This window comes from Wolbachia endosymbiont (group A) of Portevinia maculata (assembly GCF_964028525.1).
GTDB lineage: Bacteria > Pseudomonadota > Alphaproteobacteria > Rickettsiales > Anaplasmataceae > Wolbachia.
On the sequence record NZ_OZ034786.1, the window covers coordinates 972,386 to 994,920 of the forward strand.

The window sequence follows — 22,535 nt, forward strand, 5'->3', positions numbered from 1 at the left end:
ATGTTGAGCAAACAAGTCATAGCTACAAAATACAGTAATGGCGTTTACTCTGATCACTATGGAGCATTGGGGAAATTTGATGTTAAATATGCTATAAAAGCTCTATAAGCTGTGTAATCAATATGGCATAAAAACGAAAATTCCTCCGAAAAACAACGCAGCAGAGCATCCAAAATTGGATTATATGCTTGATAGAAATGCCGCTATTCAGTTAATGAAATTACATGGTGAGAATGGTATAAAAAGATGGAAAGAAGAAGTAAATTACGGAAAAAGATCGTATATTGAAGGATTTTTCTCAAGGTTGAAGCGAATATTTGGGTTTAGTTTTAAGAATAAATCTGAGACAAATAGAGAGAAGAAACTGCTTATTAAATGCTACTTAATGAACAAATTTACTGCAATTGGTATGCCTAAATTTGAAATAGTCGCATAAAATTATTTACTCTGGAAAAAACTTACGTTGCTATGCAACAAAGCCCACTGGGATCTAGAAAAAAGAAATGTGGATTCCAGTGTCAAGGCACTGGAATAACACCACTTACTAAGTATTTAAACTATAATGTTCATCATTACACGCTGGCAGGATGTCATATATAGTGTTACCCAGGTAGCTGTGCTGGGGCTTATCGTCTTTAAGATCCCAATTAGATAGAAGGTTTATACTTTTTTCAAATCAAAGCTTGAATTTTTGCTTGAAAATCAATATATTATATATATGAAGTTTTAATTTAAGTTGTTATGTTGACCCCAATGGCAAGCTTATGTGTTGATAGCAGAACCAATCTCATGCAATATATTGCTAGAGTGCAAAAATTTCCTATGCTGTCTCAAGAGGAAGAGGTACGATTAGCAAAAAATTGGAACCAATATAAGGATATTTCTTCTGCTCATAAATTGATTACCAGCCATTTGAATTTGGTAGTGAAAATTGCAATGAAATTCAAAAATTATGGACTATTGTTGATGGACCTGGTCATGGAAGGGAATATGGGTTTAATGCATGCAGTAAAAAAGTTTAATCCTGATTTAGGGTTTCGTTTTTCAACTTATGCAGTGTGGTGGATTGAAGCTTCAATAAAAGACTTTATATTGAAATCTTGGTCGTTCGTGAAAATAGGCACAACGCAAGCACAAAGAAGATTATTTTTTAGTTTACGTAAAATAAAAAAAAGAATTTTACAGTATACAAACAGAGAGACTTTAAGCAATGAAGAAATAAAAGCAATATCTAATGAGCTTTCTGTATCCGAAGGAGATGTTCTGCAGATGAATTACCGTTTGGCTTGTAAGGATCAGTCGCTAAACGATTGCATAAAAATAGGTGATGACTCTAAAAGGGAGTTGCAAGATATGATCCCATGTAACTTGGTCAGTCAAGAAGTAACCTATCAGAATCATGAAGAAAAAGAATTAAAAGAAACAATTTTAAACAATGCACTAGCAAGCCTTAACGAAAGGGCAAGAGACATTTTTATCAGTAGATATTTGTCTGAAAACACTCAAACTCTAGATGAACTTAGTAAAAAATATTGTGTTTCAAGAGAAAGAATAAGACAGTTGGCTGAGCAGGCGATGGCTAAGGTAAAACAATATATACAATCAGAAAGTTTGAAATTTGGTTTGCATGCGTAGTTTTTTTATATTTCTAATATTTTTTTCAATAGGCGCTTTTGCATCGGTTAGTGATGTGCAATTGAAGGAAAAATACAAAGACTGGCTTGTATATACTGCATCAGAAGATGGAGAGAAAGTGTGTTACATTGTATCTTACCCTAAGACAAAAAGCGAGCATTATACAACCAATCGCAAGCCGTATGTAATGGTCAGTTATGTTGATAAAAAAGCAGATGAGGTAAGCGTTACCTCTGGTTTTCAGTATGATAAGGAGCCTGTAGCTCTCAATATCGACAAAAAAATTAAATATACACTGCCTATAATACAGGGAAGTTTTGCGTGGGCAGAGCATACAAAAATAGATCAAGATCTCATTCTAAAAATGAAGCAGGGATTATCAATGGTAGTTAATGGAAAAACAAAAACAGTGACCATTGATGATACTTATTCCCTACTTGGTTTTCAAAAAGCGTATCAAAAAATGCATGATTTATGTCATACAAAGTAAATCATTGTAACAAAATACCCAGCTATAGTATAAACTGGACTACTCTTTCAATGGAAATATAAATAGCACTTTACTTTATATAGGATGTGGATATCATTTAAAATATATTTTTGAGAGTTAGCAATGTCAGAGGTTGCAGGTGTAGATACAGAAATCAAAAAGCAAAATTCTGTGTGCGAGCAGATGCGTTTTAGCGTGAGCCGTACAAGTCTTTTAAATACATTATCCAGAGTAAGTGGAGTGGTTGAAAGGCGTAATGCAATAGATGTTTTGGCATGTATAAATATCAAAGCACAACACGGCAGCATAAAATTAATGGCAACTGATCTTGACATTTCAATGTTTGCCTCACTTGCTGCAACCGTATTAACAGAAGGAGAAGTAAAAATTTCAGCGCATACTTTACATGACATAGTGAAGAAGTTACCCGCTGATTTGGATGTCAATTTTGAAGTAAACAACCAAAGAAAATTATTGATGTCTTGCGGAAATGCAAACTTTTCTTTACCGAATGTAGTTTCAAGCAGCTTTCCTGCTCTTGAAGAAGACAATTATAAACATGATTTTATTCTACTAAATACGGACCTGATAGACTTATTAACTAAAACAAAATTTGCTGTATCACTAGATGATACAAGGTATAATTTAAATGGAATATATCTACATACAGACGAGCAGTTTCTGTACTGCGTTGCAACTGATGGTCACCGTTTATCATGTATAAAGAGACCAAAGCCTGGGAACATCAATGGCGAATTTGGTGTGATCATTCCACGTAAAACTGTTATGGAGCTGTTAAAAATATTGGACGACTGTAATGAAATTAATGTAAAACTCTCAGACAGAAAAATCAAGTTTACATGCGGTGAATATATTCTAATATCAAAATTAATAGATGGGACTTTTCCAAATTATAAAGCAGTTATTCCAGCATCTCAAGATAAGCATATGATTATTGAAAGTAAAAAACTTTCAGATGTTATAGATCGAGTTTCCGTTGTTGTATCTGATAAAGTAAAATCCATTAAATTCTCACTACAAGAAAAGCTGCTGACTCTGCATTCAAACTCTCAAGAGTGCAATGATGCAACTGAATCCATAGAAGTGGACTACAATGAAGCCCCTATAGAAATAGGGTTTAACTCGCGTTATTTACTTGATGTTCTATCCTGCATAAAAAATAAATGTAAGTTTAGCTTAGCCGATGGTAATAGTGCTACAATTATCACTGATGAAGACGATTCAAGTGTATTATATGTAGTGATGCCAATGAGAACTTAAACTTGTCATCCCGCTTCTTGTTAGCAGGATCTGGAGATACCGTGGCGGTATGACACTTATTTCACTAAGAACATTACTTTTTATTAAATTAGTAATCTATCTTTACCAAATATAAGCCAAAAGGTGGTGCAGTAACTCCAGCTGCATTTCTTTTGCATTGGTTTAATATATTTAGCATTTCTTGTGGATTAGTTCTATTTTTTCCAAATTCAACTAAAGTACCCACAATGATCCTCACTTGGTTATGTAAAAAGGAAATAGCAGATATTTTGATGTGTATATGATTCCCATTTTGTATTATATCGATATCATCAATTGTTCTCATCGGATTTGCGGCTTGACAATCTTTTGAACGAAAACTTGAAAAGTCATGTTTTCCAAGTAGATGTTTAGCAGCTTCACGCATAATATTTACATCAAGTGGGTTAAACACTTGCCATACATAACCTGTCTCCAGAGCGGCAGGAGCATAGCGATTAACTATTCTGTATTCGTAATATCTTTTTTTTGCTGAAAACCGTGCGTGAAACGCATCATCTACAACTTCTGCATTCAGTACAACTATGGGAATTGATTTTAAATGATAATTTATTGCGTTTCTTATTCTATAAAGCTCAAATTCCTTTTCCATATCAAAATGAGCAATTTGTCCTAAAGCATGAACCCCTGCATCAGTCCTGCCACCGCAGTACAAAGTAACTTTCTCACCACTAAAATTAAATATAGCATTTTCTATGGCTTCCTGGATTGAATTAGCAGAATGTTGCTGCTTCTGCCAGCCAGAGAAACTACTACCATTGTATTCTATCGTTATTTTGTATCGCACTGCAGAGTCTATCTAACTTTCTATCTTAATATAATTTAGGTAGCTAATTTTTCTACGATAACGTTCTTCGTTATTAAAAAACCCTTGGCAGGTTGTTCACGTTTGATTATCATGGAAGTTATACAAGTTAATAAATGATCCATGGCAAACAACTCAGAAGAAAGAAATAATGATAAGCAAAAAGCATTAGATAATGCAATAAGCCAGATTGAAAAAGCATTTGGTAAAGGTGCAATAATGAAGTTGAAGCAAAACCCTGTAGAGAAAATAGACACAATATCCACAGGATCAATTGCGCTTGATTCGGCTCTAGGTGTTGGAGGTCTGCCAAAAGGACGTATAATTGAAATATTTGGTCCCGAGAGTTCTGGTAAAACCACTCTTGCCTTGCACGTGATTGCTGAAGCACAAAAAAAAGGAGGATCATGCGCATTTATCGATGCAGAACATGCATTGGATGTCTTATATGCTCGTAAACTTGGGGTAAGCACTGATGATTTAGTAATTTCGCAACCAGACACTGGGGAACAAGCATTACACATTGTTGAGTACTTAGTGTGTTCTGGTGCGGTTGATGTGATAGTTATTGACTCTGTTGCAGCGTTAACTCCAAGAGCTGAAATTGAAGGTGATATGGGTGATCAACATATGGGGCTGCAAGCAAGGCTTCTAAGTCACGGGCTACGAAAGCTAACCTCTGCCGTTTCAAAAGCGAACTGTATATTGATATTTATTAATCAAATTCGTATGAAAATAGGAGTAGTGTATGGAAATCCTGAAACTACCACGGGTGGAAATGCATTAAAATTCTATACTTCTGTAAGGCTTGACATAAGAAAAGTTGGTGTAATAAAAGACAAAGAAAATATTACAGGCAATGAAACAAGAGTTAAAGTTGTAAAAAATAAAGTTGCTCCTCCATTTAGAGAAGCGAAATTTGATATAATGTACAATGAAGGTATATCAAAACTCGGAGAAATAATAGATATGGGAGCAAAGCTTGGTGTGCTTGAAAAAGCAGGTGCTTACTATTCATATAACAATACACGTCTTGGACAAGGAAGAGAGAATGTAAAAACTTACCTAAAAACAAACAAAGAAGTCGCAAATGAAATAGAAATGAAAATCAGAGATTTACTCAGAAATCATGATAATTCTATTATAATAGACGAGGATAGTGAGCAACTTTTAGAAGAATCAGTGTTCTGATCTAAACTTAGTTTGTGTTGGATGGGTTGTTACAGTATGACGGTGTGTGCTAATCTGTAATGTTACCTTGTATCAAGAGGACTTTGCTGAAGCAGTTAAAAAAAGCTTTTCATGAGAAATTATAAATGATAAATTGTTAACAATAGGTTATTGTGAATAAGATTATGTGTTTTAGTTTACCCAATATAAACAGGGAAGGTTATTTATTTATAGTCGTTGCCTTTATAGTAACGTGTATAGCATTCTCTATATCTTGGGGGTTTGGTGTTACGTGCTTGTTTCCGACATTATTGTGTACTTATTTCTTTCGCGATCCAACAAGAGCTGTGCCAAACAACAAGGATCTTATATTAAGTCCTGCTGATGGTGTGATTTCAAAAATTGAAGAAGTTAATTATCCTTTATCGGCAGAAAATGGAGAAGAGAAGAAGTTCACGCTTGTTAGCATATTTTTAAGTGTTTTGAACGTCCATGTGAACCGTATACCAATATCTGGTACGATAAAGGAAATGAATTATAAAAAAGGCAAGTTTGTATCCGCAATGAGCAATAGGTCTAGTAATGAAAATGAAAAGCAGGTTATTGTGATTGAATACGAAAAGGGAAAAGAAATTATTGTGGAGCAAATAGCTGGATTAATTGCACGTCGTATCGTTTGTAATTTAGGAGTATCCCAGAATGTGAAAGCAGGTGAAAGGTTTGGAATTATAAGATTTGGTAGTAGAGTGAATATTTATGTTCCTGCTGATATAGAAGTCAGAGTTTCAGAAGGGCAAACTGTTATTGGTGGTGAAACAATTATAGCAAACTTAAATAAGGAAAACGTTCAAGAGAAGCTTACTTTTGACGTTATATGAATAACGATGGAAGTAACAGTAGATTCTTACCTATTACTAAATTATTCCCAAACTTTATAACTTTATTGGGTTTATGTTCTGGTCTCACTTCACTTAAATTTACATTTAATGAACAATGGGAATTCTCAGTAATTTTTATCATCATTGCAGCAATAATAGATGGAATGGATGGCAGAATAGCTAGAATTCTAAAATCAACTAGCGATTTTGGAGCCCAGCTTGATTCTTTTGCAGATTTTCTAAATTTTGGTGCAGCGCCTGCATTTCTTTTGTATTTTTGGAAGCTAAACGAAATCAAAGTCATAGGTTGGATTTTAGTAATGATATACGTAATCTGCATATCAATAAGACTTGCAAGATTTAATGTTTCGCTACACTCAGAACAATCACACTGGGAAAAATTTTTCTTTTCTGGTGTTCCAGCTCCAGTGTGTGCTTTACTTTCTTTGTTACCAATAATTATTACCTTTCAATCTCATGAGAGTGAATACTTACTTCTCATAGAGCGATTTTTTAACACAAGAAACGTAGCTTGTTACTTTCTGGCCATTTCATTTTTTTCGATAAGTCACATTCCAACCTTCTCTGCAAAATATATTTATGTTCCCAAAAGCCTATCCTATATATTTGTGTCATTTTTTGGAGTACTTATTATATTTTTCATCAGTAAGCCCTGGATGACGCTACCAATTTTAGGTGTAGTGTATGTACTTACTATTCCAGTAAGCACTGGGCTTTATATATATTACTCGTATAAAGCTCGTTAGCTATAAGTTGTAATAAAAAGTAGTGAGCAGCATGATTGTAAAAATAAGTGAACTGTTAAATTCATTTCTGTACATAAAGATATTCAACATTCCATTTATAATTATTTGGGTAATTGCAACTGGGGTTTTTTGTACCATCCAATTCAAATTCACTAACTTTAGATTGTTCAAGCATGGAATACAGACGCTATTCAATCTAAAGTGTAATAACAATAACAATGGCATAATCACTCATATTCAAGCGTTTGCAACAGTAATTTCAGGAACAGTTGGTCTTGGAACAATATCAGGAGTTGCAATAGCTATCACAATAGGGGGCCCAAGTGCAGTTTTTTGGATGGTAATTACCGGAATACTTGGTATGTCGATAAAGTTTGCCGAGGTGGTGCTTGCATTCACCTATCGCTCTGAAAATGCAACTGGCGGGGCTTTTTATTACATGAAGTACGGGCTTGCAAAAATTGGATTTGCAAAAACTGGTAGATTTCTTGCCTTTACTTATGCGATTATGCTACTTATTGCAATGATTTTGGGCGGTATACCATTTCAAGCGAATCAGATAGCAGCATTGTCAAATAACCTCTTCGAATACAACGCATCTATTATTATATCCCTGCTTGTCTTTATTGTAATATTGGGAGGAATAAAGCGCATTGCTTTCGTTTCAACGAGCTTAGCACCAATTATGATAGTGCTATATATGGGTATGTGTATATATTTAATTTATGTAAACAGAAGTAATTTGCTGAATGCTCTATCCATAATATTCCAAGACATCTTCAATAAATCAGCTATAGGAGGCGGAGTATTGAGCGGATTAATAGCAGGAGTGAGAAGATCAGTGTTTGCTAACGAAGCAGGTACCGGAACAGCAGCTATAGCACATTCAGCTGTAAAAGAAGAAGATCCAATTAAAGTTGGATGCGTTGCAATGATTGCACCACTTATAGACACAATACTAATCTCATTTTTGACTGGTATCGTGATAATTATTACTGGTATGCATAGCACTGATAACGTGGGTGATATTACACTAATTAGTTCGGTATTTTCAACAGTTTTGCCCTTGTTCAGCAAGTTAGTTTTTCCGCTAATGATGTTTTCCTTTGCATTTTCTACAATAATAGCTTATTGTTACTACTGTGAAGTTGCTCTGCTGTATTTATTTGGTAATAAAAAAATACTGATACCGTTCCAAATTCTTATAGTGGTTTCAGTATATATCAGTTGTATGTCAAAAAATATAGAATTTATATCTTACCTAGGCGACAGTTTGTTCATGTGCCTTATGATTCCAAATGCTGTTGCAATATATCTACTAAGAAGGGAAGTTTTGAATACAATAGATTCTTATTACAATTCTAAAGGGTATTAACATGATTTATAGATTACTTTGTATGGTGTTATTTTGCCTATTGTTTAATGATGTGTACGCTGCTTCAGGTTTTTATGAAAGTTATGATGCTGTGTTGAATGGAATAAATAACTTCATGAATGAAGTGCTGTTTTTCAAAATCCTTTACGTGCCATTTATAATCTTTCTACTAGCTTTTGGTTATGTGTTTCTAACATTACGTTTTGGATTTCTCAACATAAGAATGTTTAAGCATGCGTTTGCTATTTTATGTGGAAAATATGACACGAATCACCATGATGGTCATATTACGCATTTTCAGGCATTTATGACTGCACTTTCAAGCACAGTAGGCCTTGGAACTGTTGCTGGAGTCGCAATTGCAGTTTCAATGGGAGGGCCAGGAGCGGTGCCTTGGATGATGATTACAGGTTTTTTTGGTATGTCAGCAAAATTTGCCGAAGTGACTTTAGCATTTAGACATAGAACAGAAGATCAGGAGCAATTGTTTAGTGGTCCCTTTCAGTATATAAGGAATGGTCTGGAGGAATTTGGATTTAAAAAACTTGGTATTGTTTTAGCTGCAATATATGCAGTATTCTTTGTATTATCAGGTCTTGGTGGAAGTGTAGCGTTTCAAACCAACCAAATGGTTTCAATATTATCTGGCTATTCAAGTTGGGTAGATGGTCACTCTTGGTTTCTTTCTTCCATAATCTCTGCGCTGCTTGCTCTAGTGATTATTGGCGGAATTAAAAGGATAGCTAGAGTATCTTCTGCACTAGTGCCTATTATGTCACTCATATATATATGTAGCTGCCTTATTATTATTGGATTTAATATCCACAATCTTGGTCACACATTTAAGATATTATTTTCCAGCATGATAGATTTTAATGCTGTTGGCGGAGGGATGGTAGGAGCATTTGTTGCTGGAATTCAAAGAGCAATTTTTGCCAGCGAAGCTGGTGTCGGCTCTGCTGCAATTACTCATGCAACAACTAAAGATGAAGAACCAGTAAGAACTGGGCTTGTTGCTATGATAGAACCGTGTTTTGATACAATGCTCACTTGCTGTTTAACTGGAATAACGATAGTAATAACAGGTGCATACCAGACTAGTGTTGGTGAAGGGATATTAATCACTCAAAAGGCATTTGAAACTGTTTCTTCATGGTTTCCTATACTTTTAACCATAGCTGCACTTTTGTTTGCATTTTCTTCAGTAATTTCGTTTGTATATTGTTGTGAAATGGGGTGGCTATATTTATTCGGTGCAAAAAGTATAGTGATATATCGCATAGCAGTAATAATTGTAGCGTTTTTTTCTGCTCTTTCTAAAGATATAATGGCTATTGCCAATATCGGTGGAACTTTGTTCTCTTGTTTAGCTCTCATCAATATGACAGCGCTTATACTGTTTAGTAATCAGATTAACGATGAAGTTCAGTGCTACCTAAAAAGGCTGAGGAATAATAAAATTAATTAGGTTCTTGGTATAATGGAAAAGCATGTAGTCCTTATACTATCCTACATATTAGGTTCAATACCGTTTAGCTTAATCATTACAAAAATAAAAGGGATAAACTTAAGAGAAGTAGGTTCAGGAAACATTGGCGCTACAAACGTTGCAAGAACAGGAAATAAATGTCTTGCTGCTCTGGCATTACTTCTGGATTCCTTAAAAGGATTCATCGCAGTTTATATAGCACAACAATTTTGTGATAATAACGATTTTTATATATATGTATCTGCAATTTTAGCAGTTTTAGGGCACATGTTTCCTATTTGGCTAAAATTTAAAGGAGGTAAAGGAGTTGCAACAACTCTGGGAGTGTTGATAGCGTTTAACATACCTGTGGCATTAGTGTTTATATTTGCCTGGATAGTGGTATTTTTTATCTTTAGATACTCTTCTCTTGCTTCTTTGACTGCTACTTCAACGGTTGTAGCATGGTCCTTTTTTTTTCAGAGGAATTTGTTCTTAACATTACTAGTTATAGGAACACTAGTTTTTCTCAAGCACTACAAGAATATTATGAATCTTCTGCAAGGCAAGGAACATAAATTTTTATAATTCATGTGCTGACCCTGTTGCTTCTTATATTATCGATGTTTGGGTCGGTTAATTTTCCTGGATTAATATATTCAAGATTTTCTATTGTATCTACTACATTCTGTTCACTACAATCCAAGCTAAACAAATTTCTCATTAAAGGTATCTTGATTTCTTGAATAAAATTAGAAGTTATTTGGTTACTGCTATCATCTGACTTATCCCAGGCATTGAGGATTTCTTTATGATTCTTCTTTTTTTGCAGCTCTTTCTTAATAAACTCACATGCCTCATCTTCTGCACATATTCCAATTCTATCTTCTACAAGGTATTCTACTCTAATACCAGGGTGTATTCCTTCTAATGACTTTAACATTGCACCAATAATACCAGTAAAGCAGGTTTCAGGAACAATTGTTCCTTTAGCATAGTTCATGGCATACATTAAAGACTTTACTAACTCTTGCCTTTTTACTGCAACTGATTCACTATCTCCACTATTACAAGCCTTTAGAACCAAATATAAAATTTGCCCCCCCATGAGTCCAGAAACATGAACTTGTTCATCATTATTGCACCATTCATTAAGAAAGTTAATAAATTCTTTTTTATTATTGTTTCCAAGCTCTTTTTCCCCTTCTACGAACTTAATAAACTTAACAAATTCATCATTATGTATAACACCATTAGGTTTTGGTATCTTCTCACCATATTTATCTTTTAGTGTATTAATACTGTCAATAATGCTATCATTTGCCATATGAGGCATCATATGTTCTTTCATAGCATTTATTACATTTTTTGTACCAACTAAATTCTCATACAAACCATCGGAAAGTAGCTTTAATGAAGCTTTAAGTAAGGCTATAGGGTTAAGTGTTGCTGGCCTTGTTTCGGGCTGCAATAGGATTATTCCAATTGCCAATGGTATCGGCGCCAGCAGCCAAGCTAATATTAAAGACTTAGAGAAAAAATAATAAATTGTTAGCCCAGCAATACATGAAACTGCGATTGACTTGATTATGTTACCTTGACCAAATATTTTCCAATATTCTTTATTACTTATTTTTTCCCCACCTTTTATTTTTTTATATCCAAGAAATGTTTTAATTTCTGTATCATATAGAATAGATACTAAGCTAGCTATTATCGAAGTAGGAATGGTTACTATAGTTAACGCATAATAAAAAGATAAATAGAGAGCAATTCTAACTTTACTGGAACCACTGCGAGGAAATTGTATTTGAGAGATACCTATCATAGCTTACCTTCAACATCATTACGCTCTAGTAATAGCATAGTAATTTAAAACGTCAATGTTTAAGTATCTTATTATCCGCACACTCATCGTATTCGATCTCGACTGTAGAGTGTGCTATCTCGAACCTATTTAGTAGTATTTTTTTTATCTCATACAAAATATCAGTGTGTTGTGCATCTTGCTTTACTTTGGCATGCATGGTAATTATAAAATAATTATCAGACAGTGACCATGCATGTATGTGGTGCACATCTATCACTTCAGATAATTCTGATGTGATCTTACTTTTTATTTCCTCAGTAGATATCCCTTCAGGTGTGCCTTCAAGAAGTATGTGGCAAGAATTCTTTAGAATTTTGTAGCCACTATTCAAAATGATTATACTGACAAATACCGATAAAATCGGATCCACCATTTGCCATCCAGTAAACATGATAATTATGGATGCAAGTATAGCAGCTACAGAACCTAAAATATCTCCTATAACGTGTAGTACAGCACTTTTTATGTTTATATTGCTCTCGCATTTACTATGTAATATAAAAAAGACTATAATATTAGAGATCAGGCCAAGTGTAGCAATTACTAACATTACTTTCCACTCAACATTTACCGGAAAAATAAATCTTTTTATTGACTCAATTATAATGATTACTGCAATGAAGAATAAAGTTAAACCATTAACAAATGCTGCAATTATCTGCAACCGATGATACCCGTATGATCTTTGCAAATCAGATTTCTTAGCTGAAAATTTGTGTGCTAACCAGCTTAAAACTAAGGCAAAGAGGTCAGTGAGCATATGCCCTGCATCTGATAGTAGAGCAAGCGAATGTGAAATTATTCCACCTACTATTTCCATAAACATTGTTATCGCAACTATTATTATGGAATAGATTAAGCGCTTGGACTGTGCTGCTGAGTGTTTGCCGTTATGCACTGCTGTCATATAAAATCTTTTCATGAACAAAAACGTGGGTAACACTGGGTTCGAACCAGCGACCGCTTGCACGTCAAGCAAGTGCTCTACCAACTGAGCTAATTACCCATCATGGTTTTAGTATAGTGCTTTGGTGGAATGAAAGTCAATTTGCTTTTAAATTCTTACCCTATCCTAATGTAACGTTAGAATTTAGATTTTTTTTGTGGTCAAGCTATAGAGCCTATAGCTAGTGCAGGTCAGGTTTTCCTACGTCATACCGCGATTCATTCGCGGTATCTCAGCATAGATTCCGCTAACACGTAGCGGAATGACGAGTTCATAGCTTACCAAATTATCGGTAAATCTAAATTGCTTTAGTTATAGCTATATCTTATATTGTTCATATTAAATTAATTACTTATATTTCTTCACTAAGATATAGATTATACCAATATGAAAATTCACACTTTTTTAGTAGAGATCACCTTATATTTGAAGAGTTAATAAATTAGAGGTTAGAATTATGACAATCAATCAACAAATAAATAAAAATATAACTAAAGAAGAATACTTTAACAATAACGGCAAAGGGTTTAATTCGCCACATGTTGTAGAAGTTAAAGATTTAAATATTAAAGTAGAAGTTTATTCTCATAATTTAAGAGCAAGTAAAATTGCAACAATTGAAAGTGAGATAAAAGAAACAGCTACTAGTTTTAAAGATACATTCAAGTTAGAACACAGCAACTCAGAACAAACATTTAAAATTTATATGTTTGATGACAAGGATGATTACACTCACCTTAGCGGAAGCGAGCGTTTCGGTTCTTACCTTGGAGATGAGGGTGGTAAATGTTACTACAAAGGGGAAGCTGATGTTTTTGCTGAAATGTATGTCTATCAGCAAGGTGGCGTTCATAACCTTCAGCATGAATTTGCACATGGTTTAACTTACTTGGCTACAGGAGGTAAGCACCTACCTACAGTATTAATGGAAGGAATTGCAGATTACTTTGAGCATCATTCAGATCATAAATTCAATTCTCAAGGATCAAGTATCGATAAAACTGAAGCTGCAAATTTGGATTTAGATAAAATTTTAAGTTTAGAATATTCAAAGGACAGCGAAGCAAATAGCCTGGTTTATAAAACAGGTCATGCGTTGATAATGTACTTACAGGAAAAAGATCCTAGTTTATTAAGAGACTACCTAGATGCTTTACGTCAAGGTAACTCAGATGAGTCAAAAAGTTTCTTGAAAGACATAAAAGGACATGATGCTGACTTCAAAAGTTGGCTTGCTGAGAATGATACAGAAACTGCTATGGAAGAAATTAATGCCCTACAAGTTACAAAAGGAGATTTTATAGCAACTGGTCAAGAAATAGTTGGTGGAGAAATTAAAAACATATCCTACTATAAAGCAAATATAGAAAAAATAGATGGAGAAAACGTTGGAAGTTTTTCTCCTGTAGAACATGTGTCGTTTTATGATTATGCTCGTGCTGTTAATAGGGCAACAAATGATAACCTCGATATATCAAAGGAATATCATTTCTTAAAGGCAGTAAAAACTGCTGATGGGCAGGTTAAGCTGACTTACTCTGACCAACAAGGTAATGAATATCAAAACAGTCAAGAGTATAAAATGCAAGCTTTAAGGATGCTATCAAAATATGGTGAAGATCTAAGAAAATCTTACTCTAATGGGAAAGAAGACTTAGAAAAAATACGTGCGAGCGAGCTAGAAGACTTAGATAAGCAGAAGGATATAGAATATGATGATGTGTTGAAAGGCCTGCGTGAACAGGAAGAAACACAGCATCATGATGCATACGAGCAACACAAAAGAGGAGAGATCTCTTATGAGAAATTTGTAGAAAAATGCAATTCAGCCAGCACTAATTATTGTAATGAAGATAAGAGATTATATAGTGCTACACAAGACAAATATACACAACTGAAAGATGCAATACTAGATAAGTATGAAAATTTAAAAAGTACCTTGCTTGATAAAACCATAAACACTGGCTTAGAACAAGTAAAAGCGACTAAGAACATCGATGTAGAAAAGATGTTAGAAGAGATGATCAATATCGATCCAAACTTAATCAGAGGTACTCACATTAATCTACAAGAAGGTAAGATTTTTTCTATGCAAGCTCATGGTCAAGGAGATATGGGTGCACTGTCTATATATGACGGAAATACAAAGCTTGGAGAATTATTGAGCGAATCAGGATTTTTTAAGCAAGTTGAAGGCCAAACTAAAGAAACTTTTGTTTTTGAGGACATATTGCACAACTTAAATGTTCAATATGATGGTGGTGCTTATATGGCGGTTACAAAAGAAAATGGTCATTATAAAGCTTCTCTGATAGATGGCAGAACAGTTGAACGCGATGAATACTTTGATGAAGCACATTTACATGAAAATGAATTGTTGCATCCTAGCACTGGACACATCCAAAAAGATTTAGATTCTCTGCTCCTTAGAGGTACCAAAATTTTGAATCATCAGGATTCAAAGCATGCACAATATTCTGATGAGCAAAAGGCAAATGGAGTAATCGTGGAAAAAGGAAAATTACTGGATAATAAGGGAACAGATAGGACAGACGACGATGTATACGAAGCGGTTGTAAAGCAAGGAGACGAGCGCTTACATGAATTCAAAAATATGGGCTTTTATATTACCGAAGAGGTGAAAAATGAAAGAGGTGAAATTACAAATGGAAGTAACTTGTTCATTCATGATCACGGAAAAAATGTGCGCTATGAGTTACCTGAAAAAGTTACTCATCTAAAGTTAGTGCAAAAGGATGGACAATATAAGTTAGCACCATCTGATTCTGAAGGGAGAGAGTATAATGGCATACCAGATGAATATAGATATATAGATCCAATATTTGCACATGAATATGAGAAGAGAGATTATTCCCATAAACATGTAAATGTGGGCCTTATAAACTTAGAGAAATATGGCTCTGGCAAACTTTTTGCTATAAAGTACGATCCAAATGATTACCAAATACAAAGAAACTCTAGCGGTGAAATAGTTAGAATAAAAGATCAAGCATATTTCACTAAAGTAAAACTATTTGATGGTGATACTGATGAAGAAATTGGAATGTTATCTAATAATTTCCATAACTTCAAAGGGAAAATATTCTTTTCTGCTGATTATAACTACAGTTATAACGACTTCCTCGCATCTGTTTCTCCTCAAGTTGAAATTGAGGACATGGGGAATGGAAGTAAAAAAATAACTTTCGATCAAGGTGATGGTGATATCGGTGACACTAATAGAGGCTACACGGACTATCAGAGAATATTCACAAAAGAGAAACAAACCGAAAGTCCAAAAGGGCAAGTAAGTGAAACTAAGACAGAAGTTGATACATCACACATAAGTCACAATACTACTAATGTTGTTGCACAAGCTGCTGAAGAGAGAACTGTATCAAACGACAATAGTGAAATGCAGTCTGATCAGCCAATTCCATCACAAAGTTTAACAAGAACGAAAAGAACAGCTTCAGTGGAGGAGAAAGAGCAAGAACAGGTAGTATTAAAAGACACAATTCTCAAAATAGAAAAGAGTCGCGAGCAGGACTCAGAAGGGAAGCACAAGGCAAATGTAACCATAGATTATAATGATGTGAAAGCCTTGTATGATAGAGCGGAAGGAGCAGAAAAGCAATCTGTGTTAAAGTTTTGGCACAAATTGGCTGAATCAGGATATAAGGTTGGTGCTTTGCCGGAAGACAAATACTATTTTGAAAAAGGCAAATTCGTAATCCACGATAGTGGCACAAAGAAGCTTATAGTGTTACCTGAAGATAAGGTGTCCATCAAAATAATGAAGGATGGTGATAGTTATAGTTTAGCTATATCAAGTGGTAATGGCAAAGTAATAAGCAGCATTAGTAAAATAGATAATCCAAATTACGAATTGCTGTCAGATTCAAGTCATTTCAATTTAGGGGAGCAAGATAATATTGTATTATCAGATCAACATCACGAATATAATCTTTATCTAGAGAATGGCTTTGTGAAAATGTTTGATTACACAAGCGACCACATTTATCACGACCACAACTCAGCCTACATCTAATACATACAAGGAGGCAAGTATAGCTGACCCAAGCAACACGTCATACCGCGATTCATTCGCGGTATCTCTTAGCCGCTAACAAGTAGCGGGATACTTAACCGTCATACCGCGATTCATTCGCGGTATCTCAGCCGCTAACAAGTAGCGGGATACTTAACCGTCATACCGCGATTCATTCGCGGTATCTCTTAGCCGCTAACAAGTAGCGGGATGACAGCAGTCCTACGTCATACCACCGCGAACCGTCATACCGCAGCGGTATCTCTAGATCCCGCTAACAAGTAGCGGGATGACGGTTGTCAGGCTAGCTGTCATCCAAGTAGCCCCTTCGGTGTCATGCGAGTAGCCCCTTCGGTGTCATCCCAGTGCCCAGACACTGGGATCTAGTTAAGTTGATGAGCATAAAAGTAGCCGTTTTATATTAAAGTACAACGTTTCTGATGATGGAAAAATGGATCCCAGTGTCATGCACTGGGATGACAGGAGAGGGGAGTGGGATGACAAGAGAAGAATTCTAAAATGAAAAGTTTCAAGGAAATCTTATGTAAAATCTAGCATTAACGAAAATTATACTATTTTCATGCATGCTATGGTTTTTGTAATTAATGGAGGGTGATATGTCGGCTAGTTTAAAATTTGAAAGCGCTGTAGGAACAGCAGCAACAGATTTAAGTCATGTTAAAATTATAACTTTAGCAGATAAGAAGGGTAATAAATATACTTTAGACGTAACAGGAGATGATCTTAAATTGGAATATACACCAGATAAAAAACCTGCAGTAGAGTACAAGGTAGATGGTTTAGCAACAGCTCTTGGAAGTTTACTTAGTACAAAAGATAATAATAAATCAGTTCTAGTGGGTACATTAGGAGAATTTCTTGGTAGCTCAGACAAAGCAAAGTATGATGGTACAAATGACCAAACAGCAAAGGCGTTCTTAGGAGGTAAAGGGCTACAAGGAGCAGATGGAGCTCAAGGCCCAAAAGGAGAGAAAGGAGAGAAAGGCCTACAAGGAGAGAAAGGGGATCCAGGAAAAGATGGTAAAGATGGAGTTCAAGGCCCACAAGGAGAGAAAGGAGAGAAAGGCCTACAAGGAGAGAAAGGGGATCCAGGAAAAGATGGAGCTCAAGGCCCACAAGGAGAGAAAGGAGAGAAAGGCCTACAAGGAGAGAAAGGGGATCCAGGAAAAGATGGAGCTCAAGGCCCAAAAGGAGAGAAAGGAGAGAAAGGCCTACAAGGAGAGAAAGGGGATCCAGGAAAAGATGGTAAAGATGGAGTTCAAGGCCCACAAGGAGAGAAAGGAGAGAAAGGCCCACAAGGAGAGAAAGGAGAGAAAGGCCCACAAGGAGAGAAAGGAGAGAAAGGCCCACAAGGAGAGAAAGGAGAGAAAGGCCCACAAGGAGAGAAAGGAGAGAAAGGCCTACAAGGAGAGAAAGGGGATCCAGGAAAAGATGGTAAAGATGGAACAAGTCCATCAGCTGCTGAAATAGCTGCTGATCAAGCCTTACAAAAGCATATAGCAGCGATAAATATAAAAAGTCCAGAATTTAAAGAAGCTGTGCAAGAGGAAATGTCACAACCGTCCTTTGACATTCCACCAAGTGATGATGCTGCACTTAATTGGACTTGGTAATACAGCAAGTAGTCACGCTACTTGGATAACACCTAACACCCCACAATGTCATTCCAGCGCGTGACGCTGGAATCTAGGAAAGTTTGCTTGTAAGCAAGCAAACTTATTTGGTGAGTATAAAAGCATAGCTAACGCGAGCTCTACGCCATACCGCCATGGTATCTCTAGATCCCGCTAACAAGCAGCGGGATGACGATTGTCAGGGTGTCATCCCAGCGCCTCTCTATAATGTCATCCCAGTGCCCATACACTGGGATCCAGATTGGACACTAAGTTGGTGAGTATAAAAGCATAGCTAATGCGAGCTCTACGTCATACCGCCGCGGTATCTCTAGATCCCGCTAACAAGCAGCGGGATGACGATTGTCAGGGTGTCATCCCAGCGCCTCTATGATGTCATCCCAGTGCCCAGACACTGGGATCCAGATTGGACACTAAGTTGGTGAGTATAAAAGCATAGCTAACGCGAGCTCTACGTCATACCGCCGCGGTATCTCTAGATCCCGCTAACAAGCAGCGGGATGACGATTGTCAGGGTGTCATCCCAGTGCGTGACACTGGGATCTCATTTTACTTTATGATGATGTCATGAAAGTAACTGACACTGGGATCCAGAAGACTTAATTTCAACCAAATAATAAAGGCTAGATCCCAGACTGGAATGACATCATAGGGGCACTGGGATGACAGCAGTCCTACGTCATACCGCGATTCATTCGCGGTATCTCTTAACATAGATCCCGCTAACAAGCAGCGGGATGACACCTCTCTTGGGCTCTTTTAGCTACAAACATTAAGAAATTTACCAAACGAAAAAAAAGGCAAAAGAAGCCCCGTGGTGCGAGTTTTGACTCTATATTACTGTAAGTGGCGCTGTAATAATGTGCTAACGCTTAAAATAAGCGCGATTTGGCTGAATGTAGAAAAAATTTAAAAGACATGCAGCCGCTATAATTTTATGTAATCCGCCAAAAAATACCCTAAGTTTTTTACTGAATTTTGTCATTGAGCCTGCAGGTCAAAAACAAGTTTTGAGTCAGAAATACCCTTAATACTACAATAAGGGGGTTGGCGGAGTTTGTCAAGGAAGTTTTGCATTTAATCCGTTTATGGCTTAGGTGCCGGCCAGCTACTTGACTCCCGGCTGGGTCGAATTTGTATAGCTACATTGTCGGTAAATCTAAATTGCTTTAATAATTTTGATTGAAAAATAGTTTTTCTATTATATAAATGCTACTTTAGGGTAATCAAAATGGAAGACGATAAATATAGCCTAGGTTTAAGAGTTATCCATTGGTTGATGGCTGTTTTTATTATTGGTATGCTTTGCTCTGGACTTTATATGAAAAGCTTACCACTTAGCAATGAGATTAAGTTCAACATATACGCTATTCATAAGGCTTGCGGTATCACTATTCTTGGACTAATCATAGTACGCATATTTTTTCGCGTCTTTACTTATGTTCCACGACTTCCAGCAAATTTTTCTCGATTTGTAATCAATGCAAGTAAAACAGTACACTTTGGTTTATATTCTTTAATGGTGCTAATGCCACTATCTGGCTATGTTATGTCTTCTGCTTCTGGCAAAAAGATCAAGTATTTTTTTCATATCCCTTTGTTGATTAATCAAAACAAAGATCTAGCTAACACGGCTAATCAGCTACATTCGATGCTTGCATGTTTTATGGTACTCTTTATAATCTTGCATATACTTGGCGCTTTGAAACACACATTTATAGATAAGCAAAACATTTTTAAACGTATGATATAGGTTATATGTTAAGTAGCCTCTGGAAAAAAGGAACAGATTTTCTTGGTAGTGAGTTTGCGATAATGGGTGGTGCTATGAGCTGGGTTTCAGAGAGAAACTTGGTTTCGGCAATCTCAAACGCTGGTGGTTTTGGTGTAATTGCATGTGGTGCAATGTTTCCAGACCTATTGAAAAAAGAAATCATAGAGACACAGAAATTAACTAACAAATCATTTGGTGTAAACCTAATTACTATGCACCCAAAGTTGAGTGAGTTGATAGATGTGTGCATTGAAACGAAAGTGAGCCATATAGTGCTTGCTGGCGGATTACCAACGAAGCCTAATATAGAAAAAATCAAGAGTGCAGGCATTAAAGTTATGTGCTTTGCACCAGCATTAAGCCTTGCGAAAAGGTTAGTAAAAATGGGAGTAGATGCGTTAATAATAGAGGGAATGGAAGCAGGCGGGCACATAGGGCCAGTTAGCACTTCTGTTCTCGCACAAGAGATATTGCCTCATTTTAAAAATGAACAAATACCAGTGTTTGTTGCAGGTGGAATAGGAAGAGGTGAAATGATAGTTAATTACTTAGAAATGGGGGCAAGTGGCTGTCAAATAGGTACATTATTTGTCTGCACTAATGAGTCAATTGCCCACAAAAATTTTAAGAAAGTGTTTATTAAATCAGCCGCACGTAATGCAATACCTTCTGTACAGATAAGTGCTGATTTTCCTGTAATTCCAGTAAGAGCTATAGCCAACAAAGCAAGTGATGATTTTATGAAGCATCAAAAAAAAGTTATTGATGAATACCAAAAGGGACAGATCTCAAAAGAAGATGGGCAGCTTGAAATAGAAAAGTTCTGGGCTGGAGCTTTAAGAAGAGCAGTAATTGATGGAGATGTTGAAACGGGATCTTTAATGGCCGGTCAAAGTGTTGGCATGGTTGATAGGGAAAAGCCTGTAAAAGAAGTGATAGACATATTAATTCAACAGGCAAACAATTATATTGAAATGTAGAAGTAGAAGAGCAAATAATTATCCATAATACGGCATAATTGCCCAGTTTTAATGTAAAATTAACGCTAAAAAGGTATCTATACATTTTATTATGTATGGAGAAGTCTATGCCAAGTTCTAAAAAAGATATTAACCAACAATTGCGCGACACTATATACAAAAAGGTAACAAAAAAAACACATAGTAATCAAAGTCCAAAAAAAAATGGAGATGGAACTATCGCAAAATGCATAGAGTTGTTCAACAAAGGAGCTGACCCTAACGTATTAATTCAATTAGAAAAATCACTGAGAGAGCAAGAAAAATATCAAAAATACTATAATTATTACACCGAGAAATTTCTTCCAGCATTGGAAGTAGAAATAACAAACTCAAAAAAACTAACTACAGCAAAAAGAACGGAAATAGAAAAAATAATTATGGAACTAATAACTTTAGATGTTGTTAGCAAGAGCAGCAGTGTAAGCTCAATACCAAGTGCTGTTAAAGAAAATATTGAAGATCAAATGCAGCTAGGACATATTGAAGAGCAAAACAACACACAAGAAACACCCTTGAATATAGCTGAGAAAAAAAGTGGTGATAATAAAATACTTAGTAATTTAGGTATTACAGAAGAAATACTTGAAAAAGATAGCAAGGTTGTGGAAGAAATAAAGGAGCATAAGCAGACTTCTGAACTCAGTAATGATAATGATTCAGATAGTAGAATAGATTCACCTAGAAAGAGTGAAGAAAGTTTGGAATTACCAGTAAGGAGCAGTATAAGCTCTACTGAAGAAGATAGTAATCCACAAAAAGCAGAAACTGAAAATAAAGTGCTGCTAGAACAGACCACAGAAAAAAAGCCAGCTCAGGTGTCATACCAGTGCGTGACACTGGGATCCAAAAAAAAAGAAAATATGGACCCAAGTGGTCAGGCTACTCAGAGGACAGGTAGTCAGCCAGTGAAATCTGAAGAACAAAAGGACAAAAAAATACCATTACAACCATGCAGAAACCTCCTGTGAATGAGAAAAAGGGTGAAGATACTCCACTTAAACAACCCAATAACAGAAATCTTCACGTTGCACTTGTAGCAGGTTGTGCTCTCTCTACAATAGGGTGCATTGTTGCAGGAGCAATGACATCAGGACTGGTAGGAGCAGGACTACTTGCTATGGCTGCAGTGTTTGCTATAGCAGCAGTAGCTGAATTGCATTCAAACTTCCTATCAAGTAAATTAACATCCATTAATGTGGAACCTCTTGTTGATGATAAAAAGCTTACAGCATGTTCACATCTGTAAAAATTAAATATGTGTTACTTGTAGTGGATAAGTGAATTCAGTTCTTGCCTATTGATATAAAAG

General features: G+C 35.8%; 20 protein-coding genes, 1 tRNA gene and 1 pseudogene. 17 read left to right on the forward strand and 5 right to left on the reverse strand.

Features of this window, described 5'->3' with window-relative positions; translation table 11 throughout:
• The first annotated feature begins 184 nt into the window (after nucleotides 1-184).
• The 5 genes from ABWU36_RS04815 (at nucleotide 185) to dnaN (ending at nucleotide 3,406) form a co-directional block, all read left to right on the forward strand.
• Complete coding sequence (locus ABWU36_RS04815) at nucleotides 185-436, forward strand: hypothetical protein (RefSeq protein ID WP_253309417.1); 252 nt, start codon at nucleotides 185-187, stop codon at nucleotides 434-436.
• Nucleotides 437-468: 32 nt separating this feature from the next.
• Nucleotides 469-600, forward strand: a complete 132-nt coding sequence (locus ABWU36_RS04820; protein ID WP_353273079.1) for a hypothetical protein — start codon at nucleotides 469-471, stop codon at nucleotides 598-600.
• Nucleotides 601-741: 141 nt separating this feature from the next.
• Nucleotides 742-1,635, forward strand: coding sequence for an RNA polymerase factor sigma-32 (locus ABWU36_RS04825; RefSeq protein WP_253309418.1), 894 nt, complete (start codon nucleotides 742-744; stop codon nucleotides 1,633-1,635).
• Nucleotides 1,628-2,125, forward strand: a complete 498-nt coding sequence (locus tag ABWU36_RS04830; RefSeq protein ID WP_164225010.1) for an invasion associated locus B family protein — start codon at nucleotides 1,628-1,630, stop codon at nucleotides 2,123-2,125. Before ABWU36_RS04825 ends, ABWU36_RS04830 begins: the two co-directional genes overlap by 8 nt.
• Nucleotides 2,126-2,248: 123 nt before the next feature.
• Nucleotides 2,249-3,406, forward strand: coding sequence for a DNA polymerase III subunit beta (dnaN, locus tag ABWU36_RS04835; RefSeq protein ID WP_253309419.1), 1,158 nt, complete (start codon nucleotides 2,249-2,251; stop codon nucleotides 3,404-3,406).
• An 88-nt stretch (nucleotides 3,407-3,494) separates the two neighbouring features.
• Here the strand turns inward: dnaN and truA are convergent, their stop codons facing one another.
• On the reverse strand, nucleotides 3,495-4,232 hold the full coding sequence (gene truA, locus ABWU36_RS04840; RefSeq protein WP_096617503.1) for a tRNA pseudouridine(38-40) synthase TruA: 738 nt from the start codon (nucleotides 4,230-4,232) through the stop codon (nucleotides 3,495-3,497).
• Nucleotides 4,233-4,373: 141 nt separating this feature from the next.
• Here truA and recA point away from each other — a divergent pair, with 141 nt between their 5' ends.
• From recA to plsY, 6 genes are all read left to right on the forward strand, one after another.
• The gene (gene recA / locus ABWU36_RS04845) at nucleotides 4,374-5,441 is read left to right on the forward strand and encodes a recombinase RecA (protein ID WP_264687864.1); all 1,068 of its coding nucleotides are present in this window, start codon (nucleotides 4,374-4,376) and stop codon (nucleotides 5,439-5,441) included.
• Between the two features lie 164 nt (nucleotides 5,442-5,605).
• Nucleotides 5,606-6,298 carry a phosphatidylserine decarboxylase gene (locus ABWU36_RS04850; RefSeq protein WP_253309960.1) on the forward strand — a complete coding sequence of 231 codons (693 nt, stop codon included), beginning with the start codon at nucleotides 5,606-5,608 and terminating at the stop codon, nucleotides 6,296-6,298.
• The gene (locus tag ABWU36_RS04855; RefSeq protein ID WP_182183504.1) at nucleotides 6,295-7,065 is read left to right on the forward strand and encodes a CDP-alcohol phosphatidyltransferase family protein; all 771 of its coding nucleotides are present in this window, start codon (nucleotides 6,295-6,297) and stop codon (nucleotides 7,063-7,065) included. The genes ABWU36_RS04850 and ABWU36_RS04855 overlap by 4 nt, the downstream gene beginning before the upstream one ends.
• 31 nt (nucleotides 7,066-7,096) lie before the next feature.
• Entirely contained in the window at nucleotides 7,097-8,440 is a 1,344-nt protein-coding gene (locus tag ABWU36_RS04860; RefSeq protein WP_253309421.1) for an alanine/glycine:cation symporter family protein, read from the forward strand.
• A gap of 1 nt (nucleotide 8,441) precedes the next feature.
• Entirely contained in the window at nucleotides 8,442-9,908 is a 1,467-nt protein-coding gene (locus ABWU36_RS04865) for an alanine/glycine:cation symporter family protein (RefSeq protein ID WP_353273080.1), read from the forward strand.
• A 12-nt stretch (nucleotides 9,909-9,920) separates the two neighbouring features.
• Complete coding sequence (plsY, locus tag ABWU36_RS04870; protein WP_253309423.1) at nucleotides 9,921-10,496, forward strand: glycerol-3-phosphate 1-O-acyltransferase PlsY; 576 nt, start codon at nucleotides 9,921-9,923, stop codon at nucleotides 10,494-10,496.
• A gap of 1 nt (nucleotide 10,497) precedes the next feature.
• Here plsY and ABWU36_RS04875 read toward each other — a convergent pair whose 3' ends face one another.
• The 3 genes from ABWU36_RS04875 to ABWU36_RS04885 all read right to left on the reverse strand — a co-directional run bounded on the left by ABWU36_RS04875 (nucleotide 10,498) and on the right by ABWU36_RS04885 (nucleotide 12,784).
• Nucleotides 10,498-11,736, reverse strand: coding sequence for a hypothetical protein (locus ABWU36_RS04875; RefSeq protein ID WP_353273081.1), 1,239 nt, complete (start codon nucleotides 11,734-11,736; stop codon nucleotides 10,498-10,500).
• A gap of 52 nt (nucleotides 11,737-11,788) precedes the next feature.
• On the reverse strand, nucleotides 11,789-12,685 hold the full coding sequence (locus ABWU36_RS04880; protein ID WP_264687861.1) for a cation diffusion facilitator family transporter: 897 nt from the start codon (nucleotides 12,683-12,685) through the stop codon (nucleotides 11,789-11,791).
• A 26-nt stretch (nucleotides 12,686-12,711) separates the two neighbouring features.
• Nucleotides 12,712-12,784, reverse strand: a tRNA-Val gene (locus ABWU36_RS04885).
• Between the two features lie 397 nt (nucleotides 12,785-13,181).
• Between ABWU36_RS04885 and ABWU36_RS04890 the strand changes: the two genes are divergently transcribed.
• The 3 genes from ABWU36_RS04890 to ABWU36_RS04900 all read left to right on the forward strand — a co-directional run bounded on the left by ABWU36_RS04890 (nucleotide 13,182) and on the right by ABWU36_RS04900 (nucleotide 18,690).
• Complete coding sequence (locus ABWU36_RS04890; RefSeq protein ID WP_353273082.1) at nucleotides 13,182-16,775, forward strand: peptidase M2; 3,594 nt, start codon at nucleotides 13,182-13,184, stop codon at nucleotides 16,773-16,775.
• Between the two features lie 617 nt (nucleotides 16,776-17,392).
• Entirely contained in the window at nucleotides 17,393-18,409 is a 1,017-nt protein-coding gene (locus ABWU36_RS04895; protein ID WP_353273083.1) for a hypothetical protein, read from the forward strand.
• Nucleotides 18,410-18,564: 155 nt separating this feature from the next.
• Nucleotides 18,565-18,690, forward strand: coding sequence for a hypothetical protein (locus ABWU36_RS04900; protein WP_353273084.1), 126 nt, complete (start codon nucleotides 18,565-18,567; stop codon nucleotides 18,688-18,690).
• 289 nt (nucleotides 18,691-18,979) lie between these two features.
• Here ABWU36_RS04900 and ABWU36_RS04905 read toward each other — a convergent pair whose 3' ends face one another.
• On the reverse strand, nucleotides 18,980-19,144 hold the full coding sequence (locus ABWU36_RS04905; RefSeq protein ID WP_264687858.1) for a hypothetical protein: 165 nt from the start codon (nucleotides 19,142-19,144) through the stop codon (nucleotides 18,980-18,982).
• Between the two features lie 517 nt (nucleotides 19,145-19,661).
• Between ABWU36_RS04905 and ABWU36_RS04910 the strand changes: the two genes are divergently transcribed.
• The 3 genes and pseudogenes from ABWU36_RS04910 to ABWU36_RS04920 all read left to right on the forward strand — a co-directional run bounded on the left by ABWU36_RS04910 (nucleotide 19,662) and on the right by ABWU36_RS04920 (nucleotide 22,472).
• Nucleotides 19,662-20,183, forward strand: a complete 522-nt coding sequence (locus ABWU36_RS04910) for a cytochrome b (protein WP_253307207.1) — start codon at nucleotides 19,662-19,664, stop codon at nucleotides 20,181-20,183.
• A 5-nt stretch (nucleotides 20,184-20,188) separates the two neighbouring features.
• On the forward strand, nucleotides 20,189-21,184 hold the full coding sequence (locus ABWU36_RS04915) for an NAD(P)H-dependent flavin oxidoreductase (RefSeq protein ID WP_253307206.1): 996 nt from the start codon (nucleotides 20,189-20,191) through the stop codon (nucleotides 21,182-21,184).
• A 107-nt stretch (nucleotides 21,185-21,291) separates the two neighbouring features.
• Nucleotides 21,292-22,472: pseudogene (locus ABWU36_RS04920) on the forward strand (hypothetical protein).
• Nucleotides 22,473-22,535 lie beyond the last annotated feature (63 nt).

Excerpts from the sequence above, each read along its gene's own strand:
- ABWU36_RS04860 (WP_253309421.1), top strand. The coding sequence starts at position 7,097 with ATGATTGTAAAAATAAGTGAACTGTTAAATTCATTTCTGTACATAAAG.
- ABWU36_RS04890 (WP_353273082.1), top strand. The coding sequence starts at position 13,182 with ATGACAATCAATCAACAAATAAATAAAAATATAACTAAAGAAGAATAC.
- ABWU36_RS04910 (WP_253307207.1), top strand. The coding sequence starts at position 19,662 with ATGGAAGACGATAAATATAGCCTAGGTTTAAGAGTTATCCATTGGTTG.
- ABWU36_RS04900 (WP_353273084.1), top strand. The coding sequence starts at position 18,565 with ATGGTATCTCTAGATCCCGCTAACAAGCAGCGGGATGACGATTGTCAG.
- ABWU36_RS04820 (WP_353273079.1), top strand. The coding sequence starts at position 469 with ATGCAACAAAGCCCACTGGGATCTAGAAAAAAGAAATGTGGATTCCAG.
- ABWU36_RS04830 (WP_164225010.1), top strand. The coding sequence starts at position 1,628 with ATGCGTAGTTTTTTTATATTTCTAATATTTTTTTCAATAGGCGCTTTT.
- ABWU36_RS04865 (WP_353273080.1), top strand. The coding sequence starts at position 8,442 with ATGATTTATAGATTACTTTGTATGGTGTTATTTTGCCTATTGTTTAAT.
- ABWU36_RS04895 (WP_353273083.1), top strand. The coding sequence starts at position 17,393 with ATGTCGGCTAGTTTAAAATTTGAAAGCGCTGTAGGAACAGCAGCAACA.
- dnaN (WP_253309419.1), top strand. The coding sequence starts at position 2,249 with ATGTCAGAGGTTGCAGGTGTAGATACAGAAATCAAAAAGCAAAATTCT.
- ABWU36_RS04880 (WP_264687861.1), bottom strand. The coding sequence starts at position 12,685 with ATGACAGCAGTGCATAACGGCAAACACTCAGCAGCACAGTCCAAGCGC.
- ABWU36_RS04875 (WP_353273081.1), bottom strand. The coding sequence starts at position 11,736 with ATGATAGGTATCTCTCAAATACAATTTCCTCGCAGTGGTTCCAGTAAA.
- ABWU36_RS04825 (WP_253309418.1), top strand. The coding sequence starts at position 742 with ATGTTGACCCCAATGGCAAGCTTATGTGTTGATAGCAGAACCAATCTC.
- ABWU36_RS04815 (WP_253309417.1), top strand. The coding sequence starts at position 185 with ATGCTTGATAGAAATGCCGCTATTCAGTTAATGAAATTACATGGTGAG.
- ABWU36_RS04850 (WP_253309960.1), top strand. The coding sequence starts at position 5,606 with ATGTGTTTTAGTTTACCCAATATAAACAGGGAAGGTTATTTATTTATA.
- ABWU36_RS04915 (WP_253307206.1), top strand. The coding sequence starts at position 20,189 with ATGTTAAGTAGCCTCTGGAAAAAAGGAACAGATTTTCTTGGTAGTGAG.
- plsY (WP_253309423.1), top strand. The coding sequence starts at position 9,921 with ATGGAAAAGCATGTAGTCCTTATACTATCCTACATATTAGGTTCAATA.
- ABWU36_RS04855 (WP_182183504.1), top strand. The coding sequence starts at position 6,295 with ATGAATAACGATGGAAGTAACAGTAGATTCTTACCTATTACTAAATTA.
- recA (WP_264687864.1), top strand. The coding sequence starts at position 4,374 with ATGGCAAACAACTCAGAAGAAAGAAATAATGATAAGCAAAAAGCATTA.
- ABWU36_RS04905 (WP_264687858.1), bottom strand. The coding sequence starts at position 19,144 with ATGTTAAGAGATACCGCGAATGAATCGCGGTATGACGTAGGACTGCTG.